The organism is Bacillus marasmi (genome assembly GCF_902168435.1).
In the GTDB taxonomy this organism is placed as follows: domain Bacteria; phylum Bacillota; class Bacilli; order Bacillales; family Cytobacillaceae; genus Bacillus_BU; species Bacillus_BU marasmi.
In genome coordinates, this window is sequence record NZ_LR656178.1 from 96,038 (window position 1) to 121,782 (window position 25,745).

Consider the following 25,745-nt stretch of genomic DNA (forward strand, 5'->3'; position numbering starts at 1 on the left):
TATGTATGGTTTTCGCATAGTTGATAAGCTCCAAAAAATAGATGAGGATATCAAACGAAATCAATTAAAATACCACAATAAACGGGTGATGATTAGTAAGGAATTTACCTTCGATGCAGCGCATCACCTTCATGCATATGAAGGGAAATGTAAAAATCTTCACGGTCATACGTATAAGGTGATTTTCGGGATTAGCGGTTACCCAGATGAACGTGGTTTAATGATGGATTTTGCGGATTTAAAGGAAATTTGGAAGCAAGAAATTGAAGTACACTTAGATCATCGTTACTTAAATGAAACCTTGCCACCAATGAATACAACCGCTGAGAATATGGTTGTGTGGATCTATGAAAAAATGCATGAAGCTTTGCAAAAAGAGGAAAGACAAGAGCAATATTTAGGAGCAAGAGTAGAATTTGTTCGACTATACGAAACTCCTACGAGCTTCGCTGAAGCAAGACGGGAGTGGATGGAGCTTGAGTAAAATCCCAGTGCTGGAAATTTTCGGTCCGACGATTCAAGGCGAAGGGATGGTCATCGGTCAAAAAACGATGTTTGTCCGTACTGCAGGTTGTGATTATTCCTGTTCGTGGTGCGATTCTGCCTTTACTTGGGATGGAACAGGAAAGGATCAAATCAAGCAAATGAATGCTGAGGAAATTTGGGATGCGCTCAAAGAACTCGGTGGAGATGGATTTTCATTTGTAACGATATCCGGCGGAAATCCAGCATTATTAAGAAATTTAGATGAATTTATCAACTTATTAAAAGGAAAAGGAATTAAAATCGGCTTGGAAACGCAAGGGAGCAGGTGGCAGGATTGGTTTTATCAGATAGATGAATTAACGATTTCTCCAAAACCACCAAGTTCGAGCATGAAAACAGATTTTTCGGTATTAGATGAAATCATCGATAAATTGAAAACACGGAATCACCAAAACCATGTGAGCTTAAAAGTGGTTGTTTTTGATGTAGCTGACTATGAGTACGCGAAGAGCGTCCATTTGCGCTATCCAGAAGTGCCATTTTTCCTACAAACGGGGAATGATGATTTGCAGACAATCGATCAAAAACCACTATTAGCGAAACTGATTGCGCAATATGAATGGTTGATTGATAAAGTTATGAAAGATCATCAATTACGCGATGTTAAAGTATTGCCACAGCTTCATACCTATATTTGGGGAAATAAGCGAGGCGTATAGGGTTATTTTTTCCAATAATAAGAAATCCTTAATAATAAAATAAAGATGAAATAGATGTCCGTAGGGGGAAGTAAAATGTCAAAGGTAAATCGTGCCCAAATTGAGGAAGGGATACGTTTAATATTAGAGGCAGTTGGAGAAGATCCAAATCGAGAAGGATTGCTCGATACACCTAAGCGAGTTGCCAAAATGTACGAGGAAGTGTTTTCGGGTCTTACTATCGATCCTAAAGAATACTTCGAAACCATTTTTAGCGAGGATCATGAGGAATTAGTACTTGTTAAGGATATTCCTTTTTACTCCATGTGCGAGCATCATCTTGTTCCGTTTTATGGTGTTGCACATGTTGCATACATTCCAAGAAATGGTCGAGTTGCAGGATTAAGTAAACTAGCTCGAGCGGTAGAAGCTGTTTCACGTCGTCCTCAGTTACAAGAACGAATTACAGCAACTGTTGCTGATACGATAATGGAGACATTGGATCCACACGGTGCGATGGTAGTGGTTGAAGCTGAGCACATGTGTATGACAATGCGCGGCGTTAACAAGCCTGGCGCTAAAACCGTAACATCTGCAGTTCGCGGTATTTTTAGTGAAGATGCAACAAAACGTTCTGAAGTATTAGCTTATATTCATAATTAAGAGTGAAAACCACTTCATACTTGAAGTGGTTTTTTTATGTTTCATAGTGCATTAACCTCCCTTGGTTAGGTTAAATTAACAAAAATACACAAGTAGGAGGAGTAAGATGAAGCGAGCATTTCTATTCATACTAACGCTCATGTTCATAAGCATGATTCATCCTGCTAATTTCACGTTAGCCACACCGAATGAATTAAAGGCTGCTGTTATCATAGATGATTTTGGTGGTGGCGTTGGTGGAGTAAAAGAATTTTTGGAAGGGAATATAAAAATTACGGCAGCAGTGATGCCCTTTACTGAAAATGCTAAGGCTCATGCAAAGTGGGCTCATAAAAATGGGATTGAAGTGATGGTGCATTTACCGATGCAACCAAAAAAGGGAAAAAGATCTTGGCTTGGGCCAAAACCGATTACTGTTGATTTATCAAAGGAAGAGGTCAAGAAGCGCGTCAGAGAGGCCATAAAAAGTGTTCCTTATGCAAAAGGGTTAAATAATCATATGGGATCCTTGGCAATTGAAAATGAAGAAATTGTGCGGGCGATTGTCGAGGTGGCGAAGGAAAATAGATTGTACCTTATCGATAGTGGAACAAGCCCTAATTCCAAAATTCCAAAAATCGCCACGGAATTAGGCGTACCATTTTTAGTTAGAGATGTATTTTTGGATGATATCTCATCGAGTTCATATGTTTCGAAACAAATGCGACTTCTTGCGAAAATTACAGAAAAAAATGGTCGTGGTATAGCAATCGGACATGTAGGTGTAACAGGAAATGTTTGTTCAAAAGGCGTTTTTTCATCTATGAAACATTTTGGGGATAAAAACATAAAAATTGTACCTGTCTCGGAATTAATATATGATGATTTTAATAAAAAATATTTTAAACAGCTTCACTATTAGATATAGAGGTGTATTTGTAGCGTGAAATGTGTGTCATTGGATCTCGACGGTACTTTATTAAATTCTCATTTTGAAATGACTGAAAAGAGTGTTAATACGATTGTCAATCTTCAGGAACAGGGGATAGAAGTAATTATTAACACTGGAAGGGCCTTTACTGATGTAGTAAAAGTCCCGGGAATTCGTGAGCTTAACTGCCCAATTGTTTGTGTCAATGGTTCGATTCTCTTCTCCAAAACAGGAGAACTTCTTTTTGAAGCGACTTTGAGGAGAGAAATCTACGAACCCATTATTTCAATTTTAACAGACCTAGATGTTGGCATTCTTATTTACACTGATAAGGGTGGTTTTCCTTCAACATTACCACCATTGCATTCAAAAAGTAAAACGGAATTAGATGAGATGTTTACAAGCTTTGATTATCATGGATTATTGATGAAAGATGATTTAAAAATTTATAAAATCATTGCTCTAGTCTATCCTGAACAGCTTGAGAGGGTGGATGAAGTAAAAAAAGCATTAGCACATTTTGAAAATATTTCGATGGCATCATCATTTCCGAATAATGTGGAAATTACATCTCGCGAAGCCCATAAAGGGCGAGCCATATTACGTTATGCGGAGCTAAACGATATCGAGTTTGAAGAAATTTACGCATTTGGTGATGGCGGGAATGATTTATCGCAGTTTGAAGTGGCAACAAAGTCAGTAGCAATGGCGAATGCACCTAAGGAAATTCGTGAAGCAGCTGACATTATTACAAAAAGCAACGACGAAGATGGTATCAGTTACGCAGTTAAAGAACTTTTGAAATTAATATAGACGCTGGGACATAAGTTTTTCAGCTAAACAAAAAACCGAACTATTATGTGAAATTCTTCCCAAGAATTTCCTAATAGTTCGGTTTTTTATTCTTTTTTTCAATAGGCACTACCTTGAAATAACTGTGTGCCAATTTTTATGCACGTTAGTCTGTTTACCCGAATGTTGATTTACTTGTGGTTAAAAATAAGCGGAAGAATTCCGCTTATTTTGAGAAATATGGGTTTTTTGCTAAGAATAAAGGGAGTTTTTCCGCTTATTTCATAAAAACCATTGGATTTTGTCTTCTTGGGAGCATTTAAGCGGAAATTCTCCTCTTATTTCAGATCAATTAGCTCCCTTTACATACAATAACGGGAAATTCTCCGCTTATTTTTTCTCATACTTACATGAAAATCACACTGAACTTTAATATAGACTACCGTAAGATTATTTAGATCTGTCACTGCTTCTTTAATAGTAAATAAGTTTAGTTTAGTGACTCTCCTGAGCAAGCCGTTTCCGCTTTTCGAACTGTCTAGCTCCAGCGGCTAGGGGCTTGGGTCATAAGCCAATCCGGCCAGTAGGTCAAAGTACGACCTTCTGGCCGGCTCGTCTTATGCCTGTCGCCCCTGAGCAAGCCGCTTCCGCTTTTCGAACTGTCTAGCTCCAGCGGCTAGGGGCTTGGGTCATAAGCCAATCCGGCCAGTAGGTCAAAGTACGACCTTCTGGCCGGCTCGTCTTATGCCTGTCGCCCCTGAGCAAGCCGCTTCCGCTTTTCGGTGTTAATCCGCGAAGAAGTTTTGTGTGTAATATGGCTGACTTTCATCATTAAATGCAACGCCGACACCTAAAAACTCATACTCTGATCTCAATATATTTTCCCGGTGTCCGAGTGAATTCATCAAGCCTTCATGTGCGAAAATACTACTAAACTGTCCGTAGGCTAAATTCTCACCAGCGGAGGTAAATACCACTTGGTCTTCCTGCATTCGATCGAACGGTGATTGTCCGGCTAAATTTTGATGATCAAAGTAATTATTTACTGCCATATCTAAGCTATGGTCCCGCGCAGTTTCCTTCACCCGATCATTCCAAGTTAAAATCGATAAACCGTGATTTACCCTAGTAGCGTTTGTAAGGTCAAATAGCTGATATTCAAAGCCTTCTCGTAGCTGAACAGATTCAGCAGTATAAAAATCCTGCTTTCTATCTTCCATTTTTTCACTAATAATTTGAAGTGCAGTAACGGTATTATTTTCATGCTTATCATAAAAAATGGTGACATAGTTGCCATCCAATAAATAGATATCATGGTCCCGACTCTCTTCAATTTGGTAATAATAGGTTCCCTTTTCAATTTTGGAAAGGGGTTTACCGAGCTTTTGACGAACCATTTCCTTAGTTGCATTCATTGTAATTCCTTTAGTAGAGGTGATAAGATCCTGATTCGTATATAGACCTACTACTTTATTGTTATCATCATAAGTGGCCATGAAGAAATGCTGATAATTTTGATGATAGGTTGACCATTTCAGACCGTATTCATTATAGGTGGATCGTTTTGGGACTCCAACTGTAGCTTCGACCTTATCTTTCGAATCGCCTATTTCAATATTATAGACCGAAAAGCTTTGTGATATAGGCTGATCTAATTTAGGCTTGTCTAGCTGGAGAGTAGATGTTTCTTCCTTTTCAGTGTCTTCAGGATTCTCGCCAAATGCGGTTAATAGTTGATGAATACTATCAAAAAATGAATCGATGGCATCTGAGTACTTTGGATGATCTTGAGCGTTATCGATACCATCGCTAATTTTTTCATATGTTGGTCCAAAATCACTTTGGATGATTTGATTTTCGATTAATGGCCATGAAATGATTAACACAACTATAACCAATAGTGTTTGGATGAATCGCTTCATTTATAATCCCCCATTCTACTAAAATTGTATCCAATTTAAGCAAATAATAAAAGCAGTAATCATGCCCAATATACAAAGTCTCTATTCTCGTTTATTAGTATTTCGAAATACGAATTATATCTCAAGATCATTGTTTTTTCATTCGGATTTTACAACAGATTCATTCTTGAAACATTCAGAAATGTAAGTTATATTAATCAAATAACAGACAATTAGGGAGGGCTTTACATGGTTGGTGCACCATATAGTGAATACTCAAAAAAAATGATGCTACTTGGATCAGGTGAACTAGGAAAAGAGGTAATTATTGAAGCGCAGCGCTTAGGAATCGAAACGATTGCGGTTGATCGATATGAAAACGCTCCAGCAATGCAAGTAGCGCACCGTTCCTATAGCATTGACATGTTGGACGGAGCAGAATTGAGAAAAGTGATTGAAACTGAAAAACCGGATTTTATCGTTCCAGAAATCGAAGCTATCGCAACTGAAACATTAATACAGCTTGAAAAAGAAGGCTATCGTGTTGTTCCAACCGCAACCGCTGCGAACTTAACAATGGACCGCGAAGGGATTCGGCGACTTGCTAGTGAAACTCTAGGTTTACCAACGGCAAATTATGAATTTGCGAATACGCTTGAGGAATTAAAAGCTGCTGTTCAAAAAATTGGGACTCCATGCGTAATTAAGCCAGTCATGAGTTCTTCTGGTAAAGGGCAAACAGTATGTCGTACGCTTGATGATGTCGAAAATTCCTGGAATGAGGCAATGGCAAGCGGAAGAGGTAAGAAAACAAGAGTAATCGTTGAGGAATTTATTCACTTTGATTCAGAAATCACACTACTCACAGTTAGATCAGTTTCTGGCACTACATATTGTGCGCCAATAGGCCATATCCAAAAGGATGGAGATTACATCGAGTCTTGGCAGCCACATTTCATGAGTGAAGCACAAATTGCTGAAGCAGAGGATATTGCGAAGAAAATTACCGATTCTTTAGGAGGCTACGGATTATTTGGTGTGGAATTATTCCTAGCACCTGACCGCGTCTATTTCAGTGAAGTATCACCACGCCCACATGATACTGGAATGGTTACTTTAGTTACTCAAGATTTATCAGAATTTGCGCTGCATGTGCGAGCGATATTAGGCTATCCGATTCCTGAGATTAAACTATTGTCTCCTGGTGCAAGCCGCACTTTAAAAGCATGGGAAGAAAGCAAAACATACCAAATCACTGGTATCGAGGAAAGCTATTCCATTCCAAATACTCAAGTGCGCGTGTTTGGGAAGCCAGAGACAAAGGTAGGTCGTCGAATGGCCGTGGCGCTAAATGCTGCGGAAACAGTCGAGCTAGCTAGGGAGCGGGCGGAAGAAGCAGTTGCAAAAATGAAGGTAATATACAACTAACCACAAAAACTCTAATTAGGTTAGTGATATTCAGATGATTTTCGAACGGCTGTAATTTATATGAATCTACTAAAAAAGCAAGGAATGGTTTGAAATATATCCATTCCTTGCTTTTTAACGTTGGGTATTTCGAGCATTTAAGTACATTACGAATTAGAATTGTACCGGTGGGATGCTTGGATTTATTGGCTGAAGGTCGAATTGCTGAGATGTTAAATATTGCAAAAGTGCAGGTAATTGAGCCAATGTTTCCTGTTGTTCGTGAAGTAAAATCACGATTGGTGCAGTTGAATTCATTCTAGCTTCAATTTGGGAGATAACAGTATCTACAAGGCGCTGATCGCGATAATACCAGTCTTTACTATCAATATTCCAATCCCACATTTGTAGGCCTTGTGTTACTACTGCTTGCTTATATTCATCGGTCATATACGGCGCACTACCATATGGTGTACGAATTAAGATGGAGTCCGTTCCCGTCACTTCTTTAATTGTATTCCGTGTTTGTTCCATTTCAGAAATAACCGTTTGCGATGATTGGTAAAATATATCCGTTCGATGTGATACACCATGAGAGGCAACCGTATGGCCGGAAGCAACCATTTGTCTTGCTGCATCAGGATATGACCTAATGTTTCCATCAATCATAAAAAAAGTAGCCTTCGCTCCATATTGGGAGAGAATAGAAAGGATTTCTGGAGAAAATGGTTTTGGTCCATCATCGAAGGTTAAATAAACCGTTTTTTTCGCTGGAAGAGCCCCCGCATGACCAGAATTTGAGAGATTACCAGTTTGATTTGAACTATTTAATTGAGAGTTTACTGTATTCTGTCCAGTATCAGAAACAATACCAGCAGCAGTTTTTATAGTATATACGGTGTCTAGCGGTTTAAGTCCAGTTTGCTTTTCAGGAAGTTCCGTTAAGGCAACCGTAGCTACCGCCCTTGTTGTACGAGAGAATTCAAATATTTCGTTTGGTATGGTCCAGTTGCTGTTCTCGTAAAATCGTAAACTATTCATATATACAAGCCATAAAACAAATATAAATAATGGAATCATAGTGATATTTTGTTTATTATTAAGAAACATACTCGATAACCCCTTGCTGTTAAAAATAACCAACTAATCTGCTCATACTCATTTTAACAAAATGTTAATAATATTCCAGTTATTTTTAACATTTTTCGGGAGAATTCGAGTTTATTTTAATAGATAAACAAAAAGCCAGCTATAAGCTGGCTAAAATCCAAAAATGCTGCTGAAAATATTCTTCTTTTTTCCAGTTTTCACGGGCTGTTGATGATCCAAAACAAGTGGCAGCTCCATTAATGTTTTCTTTTTTAGGTCTGACAATTCCTCCTCTAATTCCTCGATTTGGCTAGTTAACGAGGTAATAAGCTCTTGGAGATCTTCAATTTCGCGACGATGCTGTAAAAGCTGGTAAGTAGCAACAGAATCTGCTTTTTGATTAATTTTTTGTTCCAAGCTTTCGATTTTTGATACTATGTCTGAAATAACCTTGTCATTTTGTTGTGGTGCTTTAATCGTCCCAGTTCGGGGCGTTTTTTCTGGTAAAGGAGCGATTTCGTGAAGTAGGATACCACTGTTGATCTGACCTTGGATGAATTTTAAATAATCGATTGCTTCGTCATTAAACTGATAGTGACCGCGTTCATTACGTTCTAATTGCAGTCCTAACTGCTTCACCCATCGTTTGATCGTGCTTACAGAGACACCTAACAATTTTGCAACTTCACTTGTGTTCAAAATAAGCTCCTCCTTTATTATCAACTATTTTCAGCAAGCTTGATTAAAATATCCACCAAACAGCTTACCTACAGAAATGATCAAATAAGTTATACCCAAAATTTCCACCATTTCTTAGTTTCTTTTAATTCTTTTGCTACTGCTGTCGTTCGGAAGCTAGCAACCATGTCCTGGAACATTGCTTCACGTGTGCGAATTTCATGTTTAAAATTCATCCGCTCCTCGTGAAGCGTTTCTAAATACAACTCCCGATCTTTATTAATGGCTTCTACTAAATTGCTTAGTTCATGTTGGGTTGAGCTAGTGACATTCGAGATGGAATTGGAAAGGGAACGAAACGTATCATTTGCATTTTTTGTCGCCTTTGCAAAGTTTTCCGATAAAGAAACGATTGTATCATTTGTATTTTCCGTTGAAACGGCTATTCTTCTCGATAGGTCATCAATAGACTCTGATGTGTGTTCAGCAGTTGTAGTAATGAAATGCGATAATGTAACAAGGTTATCAGTGGTGTTTTCAGCGGTGGCGTTTAATTGACTGGATAAGGCTTCGATTGATTCTGTCGTATTCTCTGAGGTTGCGGTAATAATATGAGATAAAGTAACAATGTTTTCAGTTGTATTTTCATTTGTTTCATTAATGATAGTGGTGAGGTCTTGTATATCTGACTTAGTATTTTCACTTAATTTGTAAATGGAGTTTGATAGAGTTTTAACCGTTTGCATGGACCCCTTCGAAATTTCCTTTTTCACTTCATCAATGACCTCCTTTCGAATGCCATTGCGAATTTCAGCCTTAACCTCACTTAATAAGTTTTGTTTATAGGCTTCCATAACGTTGAAGAATTCTTCTAAATTTGGGAGAGCTTGATTCTGTTGAATCTCATGGGCAATGGGCTTAGTGATTACATTTGTTTCGTATTCGACGTCCCTTTGCGTAAGCTCAGTTGTTGTTTCAGGTTGAGAAGTTGGGTGTGGTTCTTCTGACTTTAATTTTTGAATCTCTGTCGTTATTCCAGAGTTTGCATTAGCTTTTGGTTTGCTTGTTTTTTGGGCTTGTTCCCGCTTATGCTGTTCCTGTTCAGATAAAATGGCCTTGATTTTTTCTACACTAGTGTTATTTTCTCGTAAATTCTTTACCTTAATTAACTTGGCAAGCTCTAAATTAGTGTAATATCGAGCACCTTGTTTCGTACGAGGGATGATTAGTAAGCCATCTAAATCCTTCTCCCAACGTTTGATTGTTCCTACTGGTATACTAAGGAGCTTGGATATTTCTTGAATGGTATATGTTTTAATGTTAGGACTATTCATGTTTATGTCATCCCTTCCTATATGATTAATAGTCTATTAACGACTTTTTTTACCTGTCTGTGAATTGCTTTAAAATAGTATTCAGCATCACCTACGTGATATTCCTGCCTCTTGACAAAACTTCTCAAAACAAGACTTCATTCTCCACCAGCTTGGAAAAAGCGCAGAATTGTTGAAGTATGTCGGTGTAGCGTTTGAATCCTGTTTGCATAAATGCGAAAAAGCGCTTAAGGCTTCTATCTTATATAGAAGCTTTAAGCGCTTTAATTTTCAGGTTTATTAATACGTTGAAAAAACCATTTTAGCAGGGGAGGTATGGCAAAATAAATAAACAATAAGCGAAACATTTGAAATCCTGCAACAAAGGATAAGTCAGCTTTAACCTCGTGCGCGATAATCCCCATTTGGTCCATTCCGCCTGGTGCTAAACTTAAAAATGCAGTTACATTAGAAGTATGATAGATCATACCGAGGATATAGCTTAACAAAATAGTTGCACTAACCAAAATCATACCGCTTACCAATGAGAGCCATAATATATTCCGGTTATTTTTTAACTTATCCAGATTTAACAATAAACCAAAGAATACACTAATCATAAGTTGAGATCCATCAATAATCACAGGTGGTAACTCAGGACCCTGCAAACCCGTTAAGTTTAAGCATATCGTTCCAATAATCGGACCAAGGAGAAAGGGAGTTGGAGCATTGATTTTTTTCCCAAAGAGCGCAAACAAAACAACAGTAATACCATAGATAATTAGTTCCAAATATGAATCGTTCAAGCTATAACTTGATGATTGTGAACCAAGCTGTAGTGGAACTGATGTATCTCCGCCATACAAAGGACTAAAAACAAGTAATGGGACAGAGAAAATAATTACAAATAAGCGTATGACCTGTAAAAATGTCACTATTGTAACATCAATTCCCTTTGTTTCTTGAGCAAAATAAACCATTTGTGTTAATCCGCCTGGAATACTTCCTGTTAAGATGGTTGGGAAGTTAAGCCCGGATATCTTAGCTACTACAAAAGCCAGCAAAGTACATATGATTAACGTTATTGTCGTAAATAAAAACATAACAGGTAATTGCATTGTGATTGTTGTTAAAACCGCTTTTGTAAAAGAAAGACCGATAGAGTAACCAAGTATGATTAATCCGGTATCACGGATGATCCCCGGCCAATAAAAGGAAATGTTAAAAAGCTTCGAGAAAATTAATATAAAGACCATCGGACCCAGCAGCCATGGAACCGGAATATGTAATACTGAAAAAACGGTACCTCCGAGTAATGCTGTAAATAATGTAAGAATAAATTGGACAATGTTTGATTTTGAGCTAAATGCATAAATATTCATAAATGTTTATAAATCCTCCTAATCTCTCCAATGTTCAGTCTATCATAAGCGACGAAATCTGTAAGTAAATGTTATATAATAGTATCAATTTGATAAATGTAGAATGGTTGTGGTTTTATGAATAGTTTCTATCCTTTAAATATCCGTTTATCAGGAAAAAGAATTGTGATTGTTGGTGGAGGCAAAATGGCAGAGCGAAAAGTTCGTTCATTATGTACTGCCGGGGCATTCCTTGAGGTGGTTAGCCCTGACCTAACAGTTGGCTTACAGGGGATGCTGGAAAAATCTTTGTTTGTTTGGAAGCAGAAAACATTTTCTCAAGAGGATATTGTTGATGCATTTATGATTATTGCCGCAACAAATAATGCAACGGTTAATCGTCTTGTAAAGGACTATGCCTCTAATAACCAACTAGTGTGTTTACTTGATCAGCAGCAGCAATCCGATGTTCATTTTCCAGCAATCGTAAAACGAGGCAAGCTCACGATTGCGACATCAACATCTGGAGCTAGTCCAGTACTTGCAAAAAAGATATCAAGAAGGTTTTCGAATGAATTTGACGACCGATATATTGAATATTTAGATTTTTTAGCGGAGGCTCGACGCCTGATTTTAGAGTATGTGGAAGATATGGAAACGAGGAGAGAATTACTTACAGAAATCGTCAGCCAATCATTTTTAGATAGCAGACAGCGCTTGGCAGATTTTCAAAATTTATTAATAGAAAGAAACATACAACTGCCTATTTAGGAGTGACGGTCATTTGCTGATAGCAATTTGACTATTTCGTGAAGATTGTTACATATTTACTTGTTAATGGTAAAATAAAGTATATTCGAATTCTTAATACTATTCACGTTTTTCATATTCGCAAATAATAAAAACGCTTTCATTCATTTATCATCTTTAAGACTTCCACATATATCATCAATTATGAAAATTGGAGGAGATAGAATGAACGAAGAAATGAAATCATTATTGCGCGATGTGCTCAAGGAAGAGTTTGCAGAGGTTCATCAAACTGTTTGCAAACTTCGAAAGGATGTAGATGAGTTTAGAGCGGACACAAAAGAGCGGTATGAAAAATTGGAAACTGCGATGAGTGATATCGGTTTACGATTGGATGCTATCGAGAATAGCTATGAAGTAATGTCGAGAAGTCTAGACAAGCTAGAGCATGATCATGCTCGGAAGGAAAAGAAGATCAGTAGTATCATCGTACAGTATCAGCATTTAGAGTCATTTATTACTAAAGAAATAAGGCGATTATCGTCGATGAATATGAATCAAAAGACCATCGATTTACTCTCAGCCAGATCAATTCAGCATGAGGCTGATATAAGAGAACTTAATCGTGTTATTCAAGAAAACCCAGGTCATTTAAGTTAATAAAAATTTTCCTTTATTTTAAGATAATTTTTTATTAATATTATTCTTATATCCTGATAAATACAGGTTAGGTGCAGCATAATAGCTGACCTAGCTTTTTTTTGATTATTTCAGAGAATTTAGTCCTCCCTAAAAAAACATTTGTTCACACCGAGAAGAAAATGCTTGATTCTTTTGGAATAAAAGGTGATAATAATAAATAAATTTGACATAGACATTATATGAGCAGGGGTTGTTACTATGAAAGTTGTGAAATTTGGGGGTTCATCATTAGCATCTGGTGAACAAGTTGAAAAGGTCTTTAATATCGTTACAAGTGATCCGGAGCGTAAGATTGTTGTTGTATCTGCGCCTGGTAAACGTTTTTCAGACGATATTAAAGTAACTGACCTTTTAATTGAATGTGCCGAGCGTTATATGTTGCATGGCGAGGCAGATGAATTAGTTAATAAAATTGTAGAAAGATATTCTATTATTGCTGATGACTTAGGTGTTCCTTCAGATATAATAAATACGATTAAAGAAGACTTATTAACATTGCTCAAGGGTGATCAAAGTTCACCAGAACGTTACCTTGATGCGATTAAAGCAAGCGGTGAAGATAACAACGCAAAGCTAGTTGCGGCTGTATTCCAGCATAAGGGAGTAGATGCTTCCTATGTAAATCCAAAAGATGCTGGTCTTTTAGTCAGCAATGAGCCAGGTAATGCACAAACACTTCCGGAATCTTACGAGCGCTTGCATTCATTACGAGAACGCTCTGGCATTGTTATTTTCCCAGGCTTCTTCGGGTATAATGAGTTCGGTCAAGTACTAACATTCTCCCGAAGTGGTTCAGATATTACTGGTTCGATTTTAGCCAATGCGGTGAAAGCAGATGTATACGAAAACTTTACCGATGTGGATGCGGTTTATTGCGTTAATCCTAATATTGTAAAAAATCCTAAAGACATTAAAGAAATGACTTACCGCGAGATGCGTGAACTGTCATATGGAGGTTTTTCTGTGTTTCATGAAGAAGCGCTCCTTCCTGCATTTAGAGCTGGCATTCCAGTAAATGTAAGGAATACAAATAACCCAACGGCACCAGGGACGCTCATTGTAAATAAACGTAACGGTTCTACTGGTCCGGTTGTCGGGATTGCCAGCGATGGTGGTTTTTGTAGTATTTATGTCAGCAAGTATTTAATGAACCGTGAGATCGGGTTTGGTCGTAAACTCCTACAAATTTTAGAGGATTTTGGTTTCTCATATGAGCATATTCCATCAGGTATTGATGATATTTCGATTATCCTTAGCCAAAAGCAAATGACCGAAGAAGCAGAAAAGAAAATCGTTGAGCGAATTTACAATGAACTTCATGCTGATGAGGTAAAAATCGAACATGATTTAGCCTTAATCATGGTTGTAGGTGAAGGAATGCGTCATAACGTGGGTACAACTGCTCGTGCAGCAAAAGCGTTAGCTAACGCTCAAGTTAATATTGAAATGATTAACCAAGGCTCTTCAGAGGTTAGCATGATGTTTGCAGTTAAAGAAGAACTTGAGAAACGTGCGGTTCAAGCGTTGTATGAAGAGTTTTTCGTAGCTGTACCCGTATAAGACTTGCTTGACTTTATGAAAAGAGTTCTGCCATAATAGATTCAAATTATAGAACGTTGATAAAGGACTAGTATGCGTGATACATTCTGTGACAGAGAGCGGCGTTTAAAAGCTGGAAGACCCGCCACAGGAAACCGCAGAACCTACCTTTGGAGTCCTGTGTGAAAAGCATAGGCGCAAACTGGCGTTATCAGTTCAAGTGGGATGTCTAATAACATCCAATCAAGGTGGTACCACGGAAGTTAAGCCCTTTTCGTCCTTATTATAGGAGGAAAGGGCTTTTTATTATGAGGAAATATGTGTAAAATTTAGATTGTAAGGTGTGCAAGTCACCGACACACACCTTACGCTTTTCGATTTTGGGGGATTTATAAATGGAAAAGAAGCGGGTTGTAGTTAAAATCGGTAGTAGTTCGTTAACCAATTCCAAGGGTGAAATTGATTACGAAAAATTTACAGACCATATTCAGGCTCTTGCAAAATTAAGAGCAGACGGACATGAGATTGTCCTTGTTTCGTCAGGGGCAGTTGCGGCGGGATTTACAAAGCTAGGTTACCCATCAAGACCTGTAACGCTGAAAGGAAAACAGGCTGCAGCAGCAGTAGGACAAACCTTATTGATTCAATCATATATGGAATATTTAAGCAATTTCGAAATTATTCCTGCGCAAATTTTGTTAACTCGTAATGATTTTTCGAAAAGGGATCGGTACCGCAATGCTTATTCTACATTAACCGAGCTTTTGGAAAGGGGCATTGTGCCAATCATTAATGAGAATGATACCGTTTCAGTTGAAGAACTGACCTTTGGGGATAATGATATGCTTTCCGCGCTAGTAAGCGGTTTGGTACATGCCGAGCAATTGATCATCTTAACTGATATTAATGGGCTATATGATGATAATCCACGTTCAAATCCAAACGCGAAAAAATTTGATTTTCTTAACGAAGTAACTGATGATATGCTTGCTGTTGCTGGAGGTGCTGGATCTAGTGTTGGTACTGGTGGAATGTTATCTAAATTGATAGCAGCAAAAACAGCTTTATCTCTAGGCGTTCGCGTATTTATAGGGCATGGTCAGGGAGAATTAAAATTGGTAGATATTCTAGAGGGAAATGGCGATGGCACATACATCGGCAGTGATGAACTCCAGACTGTCAACAGTAATAAACAATGGATAGCTCTTCATTCAGCAGTTTCAGGTCAAATCTACGTAGACCAAGGTGCTGAAGATGCTCTCCTTTTCAACGGAAAAAGTTTATTGCCTGCAGGAATATATCATGTTGAAGGTTCTTTTGAAAAAGGCGAAGTGGTTGAGGTCTATGGACCTTCTGGACTACTTGGTAAAGGGGAAGTTTTATTTTCAAACGAAGAACTTTCAAAAATGATGGGGAAACGAACTGGCGAGCTTGAGAATTGTACAGCTGTTGCCGTCATTCATCGTGATAAATGGGTAAAAGTATAAAGGGGAGGAATTAAAGTGAGTGAAGTAAAACAAAAAGGGGCATTGGCAAAAAAGGCTAGTTTTGCATTAATTGGAGTATCAACTGAGCAAAAAAATCACGCACTAACAAAAATTGCAGAGCAACTCTTAGTTGATCAGGAATATCTAATTGCCGAGAATCAAAAAGATATAGAGCAAGGTAAGAAAAAGGGCTTAAATGACTCTGTACTAGACCGTATCCTACTTAATGATAAAAGAATTTCAGACATGGCTGAAGCAATTGGTTTGCTCGTGAAGCTAGAGGATCCTGTAGGTGAAACGCTTGAATCGATTGAAAAAGACAATGGATTAGTGATCAAAAAGCGTCGAGTACCTATTGGTGTGATCGGAATGATTTATGAAGCTAGACCGAATGTTACGATTGATGCCGCAACATTGTCTTTAAAAACCGGGAACGCTGTCATTTTAAGAGGTAGCTCATCTGCACGCTTTTCAAACATCGCATTGGTTCAATCGATTCATCGCGCTTTGGAAAAAACCGATTTGCCATTAACGGCAGTACAATTAATTGAAGACACGAGTCATGAAACAGCGAATGAATTGTTTCATTTAAATGAGTATTTAGATGTATTAATTCCACGTGGTGGAAAAAATCTAATCGATACCGTTGTACGTGAAGCTTCTGTTCCTGTATTGGAAACAGGTGCTGGAAACTGTCATATTTTTATCGATGAAACAGCAGATGTTGAGATGGCAGAATCAATTGCAATTAACGGAAAAACACAGCGACCATCAGTTTGTAACGCAATTGAAACCATCCTAATCCAAGAAAATTGGTTTAATAAAAATGGAGAGAAACTCTTAACATCCCTTGAAAAACATTCGGTAGAAATATATGGTGATGAAAAGGTTTGCGCAAAATACCCAGCCGCTAAAATGGCAACAGAAGAAGATTGGGCTACTGAATATTTAGCGTTAAAGGTAAGTGTGAAGGTAGTTAACGGAGTGGAAGCTGCGATTACACACATTAATCAATATGGTACGCGTCATTCAGAAGCTATCATTACTGAAAACCAAGCTAGTGCAGATATGTTTTTAACCAAAGTGGATGCAGCAGCTGTTTATCATAACGCTTCAACTCGCTTCACTGATGGATTTGAATTCGGTTATGGTGCAGAAATTGGAATTAGTACGCAAAAGCTTCACGCACGTGGACCTATGGGGCTACCAGCTTTAACTTCAAGCAAATTTTATGTTTACGGAAATGGCCAAGTTCGAGGCTAACAGAACTTGAAAGAAGCTGGGACAGAACTAAATCGTTCGCTATTAAAACCGTATGATTTTTTATGGAGGACTAAATTAAAGTTCAGTGTTGATTTTCATGTAGGTATGAGAATCTAAATAAGAGTAGAATTTCCCTTTATTGTATGTAAAGTGGGTTAAATGAGCTGAAATAAGAGTAGATTTTCCGCTTAACTACTCCATAAAAGACAAAATCAATTGATTTTTAGGAAATAAGTTGAAAAACTCCCGTTATTATAAGGGAAATATGGGTCTTTTCCAATATAAGCGTAATTCTTCCACTTATTTTCAAACACAAGGAAATCAACATTCGGGTTAACAGACCCTCAAGCAAAAACTATTGCACTCAATGTGTAATCCAATCCACATTTATTTCAGGGTAGCTCTATAGTAAATAGGAATAAAAAAATCGAACTATTAGGAAATTCTAAGTTAGAATTTCGCATGATAGTTCGGTTTTTTGTTTAGCTGAAATACTTATGTCCCAGCCTCTTTATTTAGCCTATTTTCCAATTTTGATCTAGCTCCCCAATATGTTTCTCCTTCAGCTCCGCGATACCTTGTTTGCATACTCCATACTGTAGCCAAGAGCAGCCTTTACAAAGATAATCTAAATCATTCGCCTCAACTTTGCTGGCAACTAATTTCATTAGTTTTGATTTTGGATAATTTTTTCCGATTATTAATCCTAAATGTTTAATGACCTTTAGATCCATTGACAATACATGCTTTTGTGAGCCAATATTAGCTTCACATATTCGATCACCACGATTTGGACAGGCCATGCACACATTATCAAAGCCTGCAACGACTGTAATCGGAAAATCAGACTTCTCATCGCGCAGCTCAGAAACTATCTCTTTCATTGTTTCTACGAAGCTTTCACTATAACCCATTCCTCTAAAGCCTTGAACACATAAAAGATGATGTCCTCTTAAATACAATCGTGCCACCGCCATTCTCTTAACATATTAATCAAGTAACGTAAACTTGTATAATTATTAGGTTAACATATTTACCACTTCCAGAAAATAGTGATTTTAAATCCATTGTCTTACATCAAAAATTTTTTGGTATTATTCCAATAAAATGGAAACAATATTGACATCAAATGACCATTACCCCAGTGAACCCCGATAAGATTGCAATATCATGATAAAACATAAGGAGAGATTTTCGTGGAAACGTCTTGTCATAAAATACTATTATCTGCTACTCTCGCCTTAAGTTTGCTTTTAAGTGCCGGTATTTTTGGAATAAATCATGTAGCTGCAAAGGAGGTCATTGCTACGATTCAAAATCAGCGAACAATACCTTCATTATTAAGATTGCGCATTATGCAAACGACGGACGTGCATGCTCATATATTAAGCTACGATTACAATAAAGATGCTGAGTTTCATAAAGTTGGATTGGCAAAAACGGCCACTTTAGTGAAGAATGCCAGAAAAGAAGTGAAAAACAGCCTATTGGTTGATAATGGCGACTTAATTCAAGGCACTCAGCTAGCTGCATTTAAAGCGAAATATGACATCCTAAAACCAGGTGAAATTCATCCAGTTTTTAAAGCTATGAATTTAATGGGCTATGATATAGCAACATTAGGCAATCATGAATTTAATTTTGGTGTCGACTTCCTTAAGGAAGCCTACAACGATGCAAATTTTCCATATATCAATGCAAATGTATACTATGATGATCATGATATGAATCCAGAAAATGATAAAAACATGTTTAAGCCTTATAAAATCTTAAAGAAAAAATTTACTGATGAAACTGGTAAAAAGCATAACTTGAAAATAGGTTTTATTGGATTTATGCCACCACAAGCAATGGTCTGGGATAAAGCAAATCTTAACGGCAAAGTGATTGTGAAAGATATTGTAGAGACAGCCAGGAAGTTTATTCCCGAAATACAAAAGAAAGATGTAGATCTTGTAATTGCACTTGCTCATACTGGCTTTAAGCCAACAATCGATGATTCTGAGAATGCAGTATATCCGCTGAGCACAATCCCCGGTATAGATGCTATTGCATTTTCGCATACACATAAGCTTTTTCCGGCAAAAGCAGCAACCGCGTTAGATGGATCCTTACTGGGTCCAGATAAACAACCATTACCAGGCATTGATAACCGCAAAGGAACAATAAACGGTGTACCAGCAGTACAAGCTGGATTCGGTGGTGGATCACTTGGTATTATCGATTTAGAACTAAATAAAGTAAACGGTAAATGGATGGTTGTTGATTCACAATCCTATACACGTGAAATATGGATGGAAAATAAGGATTCCGCTGCGGGGAGTATGAATTATTCGAGTATAGTTCAGCCGGATGAAGAAATCGTTAAAGCGGTATTAGGTGACCATAAAGCGACGGTACAATATATTAATACACCTATTGGCAAAACAAGTGACGACATCCAAAGTTATTTTGCGTTAGTTCAGGACGATCCCTCGATTCAAGTGGTGACAAATGCACAAAAATGGTACGTTGAAAAATACATAAAAAAGATTAAACCGGAATATCAACATTTACCCATATTGTCAGTAAGTGCTCCTTTTAAAGCAGGCAGAAATGGTTTTGAAGATTATACTGAAATTAAGAAAGGAAATTTATCGATAAGAAGTACTGGTGATTTATATGCATATGATAATACTTTACAGGCAATCAAAGTGAATGGGGCTGTAATTAAGGAATGGCTAGAAATGTCTGCAGGACAATTTAATACGATTGATCCGCTAAATAAAGAGGTTCAAGGTCTATTAAATCCAAATTATCCAGCATTTAATTTTGATGTGATGGACGGCGTTCTATACCAATTTGATGTTACTAAGCCCCCTAAATATGATATTACTGGGAAGTTGATCAATCCCGCTTCTAATCGTGTCATTAACTTAACTTATAACAATAAACTAGTGGATCCCAATCAGGAATTTATTGTTGTAACAAATAACTATCGTGCAAGTGGAGGAGGGAATTTCCCAGGGGTTGGTGGAAGTGAGGTCGTATTAGATGCAGTAGCTGAAAATCGTCAAATATTAATGAAGTATATCGTTCATTTTATTGAAATAGTACCTACGGTCGATCAAAACTGGTCAATTGCCCCAATTAATAACCGGGTCAAAATTAGCTTTACAACTTCACCTAAAGGTAAGAATTATATCAAAGCAGGAAGCAGAATATCATTTACAAAACAAATTGATGAACAAGGTTACGGAATCTATAAATTAGATTTAGGAAAAGACTAAATAAAAACAGGATGACTCAATGCGAGTTATCCTGTTTATTTATTGTCAAGCTTCATCATTCTTCTATCGAATCTTGTAGAAAGTCGCTGTATTTATACAAATTTTTCAAGGTCAATTTGTAGTATAATAGTTACTGACAATTCTGAAAAACAAGAATATTTAAAACATAATTGAGAAGAACAGGAGGTAGGAATATGGGCTATCAATTTATCAGAGCAGACATTGATAATAACATTGCAATAATCAGCATTAATCGCCCACCCCTAAACACTTTAAATAGACAAATATATCATGAATTGCTTTCTATGATTGATGAACTAGAAGCTTGCAATGAAGTCTCTGGAATAGTCATTACTGGTGGAGGGGAAAAAGCTTTTGTTGCAGGAAGGGATTTAATACAAATGCAACATTTAAAGCCTTTCAGTATACACGAATTAACAACCATCGCCAGAGCTGCTTTAACAAGAATTGAAAGAGTGTCTAAGCCAGTTGTTGCTGCGGTTAATGGATTAGCCTTAGATAGCGGCTTGGAATTAGCTTTAGCCTGTGATTATTGTATTTGTACGAATCAAGCTACATTCGCATTCCCTGTAATGGATGAAACAAAACAGCAAGGAAGTAGAACCAAGAGAATGGAACGAGTACTAAGTCAGGAGAGGGTAAAGGAACTTGTAACGCATCGTGTAGTTTTCGGTGCAGAAATAGCACTAGAATTGCATATTGTAGATGAAATTGTTTCTACAACTGAATTATTATCAGTCTCAAAGGACTGGGCCGGAAAACTTGCCTTAAAAGGTGTCATATAAAACTATATTATTAAGTTCAATCACAATTAAATAGTAGTGAACGTATTGATAGTGGGAATATCTGACATAAAGTTGTCAGAAATTATTGTGATATAGGACAGGAATCTTGATGTAAATCATAGAATCTAATTTGTATATAAATCGTCATGACATAAGTCGAATGAGTTACTCTTTATTAAGATTTGTGTGAAATTATATCGAATCCAGAAAGGGTGAGATCAAATGTCAAGTCCGGTAATATACAAAGTAGATGGGCAAATAGGACATATCATCCTGAATCGACCTGAAAAGCAAAACTCTCTTACGGAAGATCTAGTGGTTAGGGTAGTAGAAGCTTTAAGAGTAGCAGAAGAGGACCCGGAAATTAAAGTCATAATCCTTTCTGGTGAAGGGAAAAGTTTTTGCGGTGGGGCGGATTTAGAGGTCTTAATGGCGTTAGAAAATGCAAGTGAAACCTCTAAATGGATTGAAATGACAGCTTCACTCGCAAAAACAATCGTCGATTTAGATAAATATGTTATTGCAGCTATTCAAGGATATGCAACTGGTGCAGGGTTTGGAATCGCTCTTGCTTCTGATTTTATCATCGCAGACAGGTCTGCAAAGTTTTCCCTAAGCTTTTCTAGTTTAGGTCTTATTCCAGATTTAGGATTAACCAAGAATTTAGTAGACTACTTGCCTCTGTCATTAGCAAAAGAATGGATCTCATCAGGAAAGATTATTTCAGCAGACGAGGCTTACCAGCAAGGAATTATCAATCGGCTTGTAGATGGCTCGCTTTATGAAGAGGCTGTAGATTTTGCGCAGTTCATTTTGAATGGACCACCGCTTAGCAACAAGTATGTAAAGCACTTGTTAAATCGGGCCAGATCTAGTAATTTGGATGTCGCCCTTATGAATGAAAATATGGTGCAAACCGTTTTGTTGCAAACAGAGGACCATAAAGAGGCAGTTCGCTCATATTTTGAAAAACGCAAACCACAGTTTTCTGGAAATTAATAGATAAATTTATTTATTAAAAAGGAAGGAGCTGCGTACTCCTTCTTTTTTGTTGTTTACGATGGCAACAAACCTAATTGTTTTAAACCATTATAAATACCAGAGTGATAAACATCAGTTGTAGTAAAATTGGCATATTGAAAAAGTCCAGGATTACTGTTACCCATCGCAACACCTTCTCCAACCAAGGCGAGCATCTCTTTATCATTTAAGCCATCACCAAAGGCAATCGCAGACTTAGCAGGAATGTTTAAAGCCTTTAGCATTGCTTTTACAGCAATCCCTTTATTAATATCTGCCACAAGCAAGTCAAAGGAATGACTCATCCCATCAACATTGATCGGGGATAATATAACACCATTATCTGTTGGGTAATGCTCTCTTTCACCGTGGTGATTCGTAATCAATGTTGCGGAGAAGATTTCATTTACATCATTGTTCGTGAAGGGTTTATTTTTAGTAAATAAAAAATGCTTTAAAAAATCATGAGTTTTACGAGATTTAGGGTTAACTAGTATATTTTCCGTACTACTGTAAAGGATCAAATCATGATGATGTTGTGATGCAATGGCTATATAATTTTCTATTACAGTCGAATCAATATGTTTTTTAAAGACTTCCTGGCCGTTATAAACTGCATAAGAGCCGTTGTAGGAAATAAATGAGTTAACCTCTAGTTCTGTCGCTAATTCCTGCAGCTCGTGGAGTGGTCTTCCTGTTGCTAAGACAACCTCAATTCCTTTTCGCTTCATTTCCGTTATTGCTATTTTGGTAGAAGCCTCGATCGAATGGTCTGGACGAAGAATTGTCCCATCAATATCTAAGAATAAAATTTGATAATCTGGCATTATGAAACTCCTTATGTTTGGTTAAAAATTGAAAGGCTTAATATTATCAGAATAGCACATTTAAACATTGATTTGGTTTGTATTAGCGAATTAGCATGAAAAAGGCTACCTATTGGCTGGTAGCCTCCTTTATTTTGCGTATGAATATTGTTTTACCACAGTAGATCAAAAAGCCTTTGGTTAATTAAATTTGTGTCGATGGGACACTCCTTTGCATCACGCCCATATTGCCAGCCCCACACGTTTGCTTGGCAGTTTGGCTTTGTCGGCCGAAAACGAGGAGGATTACCAGCTTTAGAGACTCCCGCTTCTGGACGAGCACTCCACAGAATCACCTGGTTGGCGAGGGCATTATTCTCAGCAACTGCGGCACAGTAGCCTTGTTGAAAGTTCTTTTCCAGAGGGTCAAAATATATCCCGGCCATGTAATCACTATTACGCATCGTATTAATATACGAGGTTATCCAGGCAGCATCGACTGCGAAATACCGCTCGATATTGGCGAAAAGTATTTTCCCGCGTGGTACGCCAAGACGCCTTGCTTGATAAATCATGTTGTTAGCAACTGTTCGAGCTTGCCGCTCGCCTGTAGCACTTCTAAAATTACTATAAATCGGCATCACCTTTGTGCCGCTATTTCTAATCAGTTGGATTTCAGATCGTGTTAATCCTTCAGCGGCATTGGGTACAGTGACTAAATAACGACCCCAGTAGGCTGGTTTCCCAAAATTATTTAGGACACAATCATATAATTCTTGATTGACCGCTTGAGCTGAATCAACTCCCCAAATATGATTCAAACCATTCTCCCCTTTCGAGATAAAGCCTTAATCGTACAATATATGATTCACTTAACTAATGAATACTCGAAATAGGAAAAAGGGGGAGAGTACGTCTTTTTATGAACTAACTCTTCATGCAAAATAATGAAACAGGGTAACCAAAATATCAATGCTGAATTTCATAACCTTTTTTTGTTAAGTCCTGAAAAATAAATTCAACATGATGTTGGTTTTTAGTTTCTAAAGATAAATGGAGCATTGCGAATCCTGGAAATATTTTTTCACCTATATGCTCTAGTGAAAGATTTAACACATTTGCCTCTAGATTGGTAATATTCCCTAGAAGTTTCTCCAGTTCACCTGGTTTGTCCTTCAAGAATAAGCTGAAGTGGACAAAGCGTCCAGCCTCCACCATTCCTCGTTCAATGATTCTTGAAATAAAGCTAACATCAACATTGCCACCGCTAATAAGGGCAACGGTTTTCTTTCCTTCTATCGGGATTTTATGATACAGCAAAGATGCTAACGAACAAGCACCCGAGCCCTCCACAAGTAATTTGCTTCGCTCTAGCATCATGAGCATGGTTCGGGCAATTTCCATTTCATCCACACAAAAAATATTATCCACGTATTTTTGGACAATTTGAAAGGGGAGTTCACCAGGTTTTTTTACGGCAATTCCATCAGCCATGGTTGGCATTGAATCAACAGTTATGACTTTATTTGATTGTACCGATTGTTTCATACTTGGACAGGCGAGTGCTTCGATACCGTAAATTTTAACGTTAGGTTTTTGCTCCTTTATCGCCATCGCTAAACCAGCAATTAAACCACCGCCACCAATTGGACAGATAACCGCTTCAACATCAGGTAATTGCTCCAATATTTCCAGACCAACCGTTCCTTGCCCAGCAATCACATACTGATCATCAAACGGATGGACGAAGGCAGCTCCTGTTTGTTGTTTTAACTCAAGTGCATAATTCAGCGCTTCATCAAAGACAGAACCATGCAATTCAACCTCTGCACCATATTGTCTTGTTGCAAGAAGTTTACTTATCGGAGCACCCTTTGGCATGACAATGGTACAAGGAATATTTAGTAAATGACTGGAAAAGGCTACACCTTGCGCATGATTTCCGGCGGATGCTGCGATTACTCCTTTTTCGACTTCAGTCTTCCTTAAAGAGAGCATTTTGGTAAAGGAACCTCTAACCTTAAAAGAACCCGTTTTTTGCAAATTTTCAAGTTTTAAATAAACTTCATTTTTTGCGAGCTTGCTAAATGTTTTTGAATACTCAAGAGGGGTTTGATGGATCATTCCTCTCATTTTTTCACGTGCAGAATAAATATCTTCTAAACAAATCATGAAAAATGCCTCCTCCCTAATATTGTTAACTTTCCCAATCTGTTTATTCTTTAACAGGATTAGGATACAAAGGGGGAGGAGGCATATTCAATATTGGGATAGAACGTCATTACCCGTGCGCTTACGCTTTTCGATTGTCACCCCTGGGCAAGCCGCTTACGCTTTTCGATTTGTCTAGCTCCAGCGGCTAGGGGCTCGGGGGCATAAGCCAATCCGTCCAGAAGGTAAAAGCCAACCTTCTAGCCGGCTCGTCTTATGCCTGTCGCCCCTGGGCAAGCCGCTTACGCTTTTCGATTTGTCTAGCTCCAGCGGCTAGGGGCTCGGGGGCATAAGCCAATCCGTCCAGAAGGTAAAAGCCAACCTTCTAGCCGGCTCGTCTTATGCCTGTCGCCCCTGGGCAAGCCGCTTACGCTTTTCGATTTGTCTAGCTCCAGCGGCTAGGGGCTCGGGGGCATAAGCCAATCCGTCCAGAAGGTAAAAGGCAACCTTCTAGCCGGCTAGTCTTATGCCTAGTATAGTAAATAGGTCAAATAAATAGAAAAAGGCCACCGTTTTCATTGTAAAATGGAAGAACCTATCACAGAACTTCCAATATTACTACCCTTCCAAGGAGATGAAAACGATGGCATATTC

The 25,745-nt window shown here is 37.9% G+C and carries 23 protein-coding genes and 1 other annotated feature; of the genes, 14 read left to right on the forward strand and 9 right to left on the reverse strand.

The genetic code is table 11. The annotated features are described in order from the left end of the window. Position 1 precedes the first annotated feature (1 nt). The 5 genes from queD to FXW34_RS18550 all read left to right on the forward strand — a co-directional run bounded on the left by queD (position 2) and on the right by FXW34_RS18550 (position 3,570). A complete protein-coding gene (queD, locus tag FXW34_RS18530) occupies positions 2-484 on the forward strand; it encodes a 6-carboxytetrahydropterin synthase QueD (RefSeq protein ID WP_147535544.1) in 483 nt (160 codons plus the stop codon). Further along, entirely contained in the window at positions 477-1,205 is a 729-nt protein-coding gene (gene queE / locus FXW34_RS18535; RefSeq protein WP_147535545.1) for a 7-carboxy-7-deazaguanine synthase QueE, read from the forward strand. The genes queD and queE overlap by 8 nt, the downstream gene beginning before the upstream one ends. A 75-nt stretch (positions 1,206-1,280) precedes the next feature. After that, positions 1,281-1,847 (forward strand): GTP cyclohydrolase I FolE, encoded by a 567-nt coding sequence (gene folE / locus FXW34_RS18540; RefSeq protein WP_147535546.1) that lies wholly within the window; start codon positions 1,281-1,283, stop codon positions 1,845-1,847. A 106-nt stretch (positions 1,848-1,953) separates the two neighbouring features. Beyond that, on the forward strand, positions 1,954-2,748 hold the full coding sequence (locus tag FXW34_RS18545) for a divergent polysaccharide deacetylase family protein (protein ID WP_147535547.1): 795 nt from the start codon (positions 1,954-1,956) through the stop codon (positions 2,746-2,748). Between the two features lie 21 nt (positions 2,749-2,769). Further along, positions 2,770-3,570 carry an HAD family hydrolase gene (locus FXW34_RS18550; RefSeq protein ID WP_246141184.1) on the forward strand — a complete coding sequence of 267 codons (801 nt, stop codon included), beginning with the start codon at positions 2,770-2,772 and terminating at the stop codon, positions 3,568-3,570. 764 nt (positions 3,571-4,334) lie between these two features. On the opposite strand, the gene FXW34_RS18555 is transcribed toward FXW34_RS18550, so the two are convergent. Then, positions 4,335-5,471, reverse strand: a complete 1,137-nt coding sequence (locus FXW34_RS18555) for a CAP domain-containing protein (protein WP_147535548.1) — start codon at positions 5,469-5,471, stop codon at positions 4,335-4,337. Between the two features lie 228 nt (positions 5,472-5,699). Between FXW34_RS18555 and purT the strand changes: the two genes are divergently transcribed. After that, positions 5,700-6,878 (forward strand): formate-dependent phosphoribosylglycinamide formyltransferase, encoded by a 1,179-nt coding sequence (purT, locus tag FXW34_RS18560; protein WP_147535549.1) that lies wholly within the window; start codon positions 5,700-5,702, stop codon positions 6,876-6,878. Positions 6,879-7,031: 153 nt separating this feature from the next. Here purT and FXW34_RS18565 read toward each other — a convergent pair whose 3' ends face one another. The 4 genes from FXW34_RS18565 to FXW34_RS18580 form a co-directional block, all read right to left on the reverse strand. Beyond that, positions 7,032-7,967, reverse strand: a complete 936-nt coding sequence (locus FXW34_RS18565; protein WP_147535550.1) for a polysaccharide deacetylase family protein — start codon at positions 7,965-7,967, stop codon at positions 7,032-7,034. Positions 7,968-8,117: 150 nt separating this feature from the next. Continuing rightward, the gene (locus FXW34_RS18570) at positions 8,118-8,645 is read right to left on the reverse strand and encodes a MerR family transcriptional regulator (protein ID WP_147535551.1); all 528 of its coding nucleotides are present in this window, start codon (positions 8,643-8,645) and stop codon (positions 8,118-8,120) included. Between the two features lie 89 nt (positions 8,646-8,734). Continuing rightward, complete coding sequence (locus FXW34_RS18575) at positions 8,735-9,958, reverse strand: MerR family transcriptional regulator (RefSeq protein WP_147535552.1); 1,224 nt, start codon at positions 9,956-9,958, stop codon at positions 8,735-8,737. Positions 9,959-10,221: 263 nt separating this feature from the next. Next, a complete protein-coding gene (locus FXW34_RS18580) occupies positions 10,222-11,319 on the reverse strand; it encodes an AbrB family transcriptional regulator (protein ID WP_147535553.1) in 1,098 nt (365 codons plus the stop codon). A 117-nt stretch (positions 11,320-11,436) separates the two neighbouring features. Between FXW34_RS18580 and FXW34_RS18585 the strand changes: the two genes are divergently transcribed. The 5 genes from FXW34_RS18585 (at position 11,437) to FXW34_RS18605 (ending at position 17,039) form a co-directional block, all read left to right on the forward strand. Continuing rightward, positions 11,437-12,069 carry an NAD(P)-binding protein gene (locus FXW34_RS18585; protein ID WP_147535554.1) on the forward strand — a complete coding sequence of 211 codons (633 nt, stop codon included), beginning with the start codon at positions 11,437-11,439 and terminating at the stop codon, positions 12,067-12,069. A gap of 204 nt (positions 12,070-12,273) precedes the next feature. Beyond that, a complete protein-coding gene (locus FXW34_RS18590) occupies positions 12,274-12,708 on the forward strand; it encodes a hypothetical protein (RefSeq protein WP_147535555.1) in 435 nt (144 codons plus the stop codon). Positions 12,709-12,948: 240 nt separating this feature from the next. Then, positions 12,949-14,310: an aspartate kinase gene (locus tag FXW34_RS18595; protein WP_147535556.1), complete on the forward strand. Its 1,362-nt coding sequence runs from the start codon at positions 12,949-12,951 to the stop codon at positions 14,308-14,310. Between the two features lie 47 nt (positions 14,311-14,357). Further along, positions 14,358-14,574 (forward strand) — a binding site (T-box leader). Between the two features lie 110 nt (positions 14,575-14,684). Beyond that, on the forward strand, positions 14,685-15,776 hold the full coding sequence (proB, locus tag FXW34_RS18600; protein WP_147535557.1) for a glutamate 5-kinase: 1,092 nt from the start codon (positions 14,685-14,687) through the stop codon (positions 15,774-15,776). 15 nt (positions 15,777-15,791) lie between these two features. Beyond that, positions 15,792-17,039: a glutamate-5-semialdehyde dehydrogenase gene (locus FXW34_RS18605; protein ID WP_147535558.1), complete on the forward strand. Its 1,248-nt coding sequence runs from the start codon at positions 15,792-15,794 to the stop codon at positions 17,037-17,039. 515 nt (positions 17,040-17,554) lie between these two features. On the opposite strand, the gene FXW34_RS18610 is transcribed toward FXW34_RS18605, so the two are convergent. Continuing rightward, the gene (locus FXW34_RS18610; RefSeq protein WP_147535559.1) at positions 17,555-18,010 is read right to left on the reverse strand and encodes a DUF1284 domain-containing protein; all 456 of its coding nucleotides are present in this window, start codon (positions 18,008-18,010) and stop codon (positions 17,555-17,557) included. Between the two features lie 225 nt (positions 18,011-18,235). Here FXW34_RS18610 and FXW34_RS18615 point away from each other — a divergent pair, with 225 nt between their 5' ends. The 3 genes from FXW34_RS18615 to FXW34_RS18625 all read left to right on the forward strand — a co-directional run bounded on the left by FXW34_RS18615 (position 18,236) and on the right by FXW34_RS18625 (position 22,113). Continuing rightward, a complete protein-coding gene (locus tag FXW34_RS18615) occupies positions 18,236-20,308 on the forward strand; it encodes a bifunctional 2',3'-cyclic-nucleotide 2'-phosphodiesterase/3'-nucleotidase (RefSeq protein WP_147535560.1) in 2,073 nt (690 codons plus the stop codon). 194 nt (positions 20,309-20,502) lie between these two features. Beyond that, entirely contained in the window at positions 20,503-21,114 is a 612-nt protein-coding gene (locus tag FXW34_RS18620) for an enoyl-CoA hydratase/isomerase family protein (protein WP_147535561.1), read from the forward strand. Positions 21,115-21,336: 222 nt separating this feature from the next. Then, positions 21,337-22,113, forward strand: coding sequence for an enoyl-CoA hydratase/isomerase family protein (locus FXW34_RS18625; protein WP_147535562.1), 777 nt, complete (start codon positions 21,337-21,339; stop codon positions 22,111-22,113). A 56-nt stretch (positions 22,114-22,169) separates the two neighbouring features. Here the strand turns inward: FXW34_RS18625 and FXW34_RS18630 are convergent, their stop codons facing one another. The 3 genes from FXW34_RS18630 to ilvA all read right to left on the reverse strand — a co-directional run bounded on the left by FXW34_RS18630 (position 22,170) and on the right by ilvA (position 25,112). Next, entirely contained in the window at positions 22,170-22,961 is a 792-nt protein-coding gene (locus FXW34_RS18630) for an HAD family hydrolase (RefSeq protein ID WP_147535563.1), read from the reverse strand. Between the two features lie 152 nt (positions 22,962-23,113). After that, entirely contained in the window at positions 23,114-23,761 is a 648-nt protein-coding gene (locus tag FXW34_RS18635) for a glycoside hydrolase domain-containing protein (protein ID WP_147535564.1), read from the reverse strand. 148 nt (positions 23,762-23,909) lie between these two features. Continuing rightward, the gene (ilvA, locus tag FXW34_RS18640; protein ID WP_147535565.1) at positions 23,910-25,112 is read right to left on the reverse strand and encodes a threonine ammonia-lyase; all 1,203 of its coding nucleotides are present in this window, start codon (positions 25,110-25,112) and stop codon (positions 23,910-23,912) included. Between the last annotated feature and the right edge of the window lie 633 nt (positions 25,113-25,745).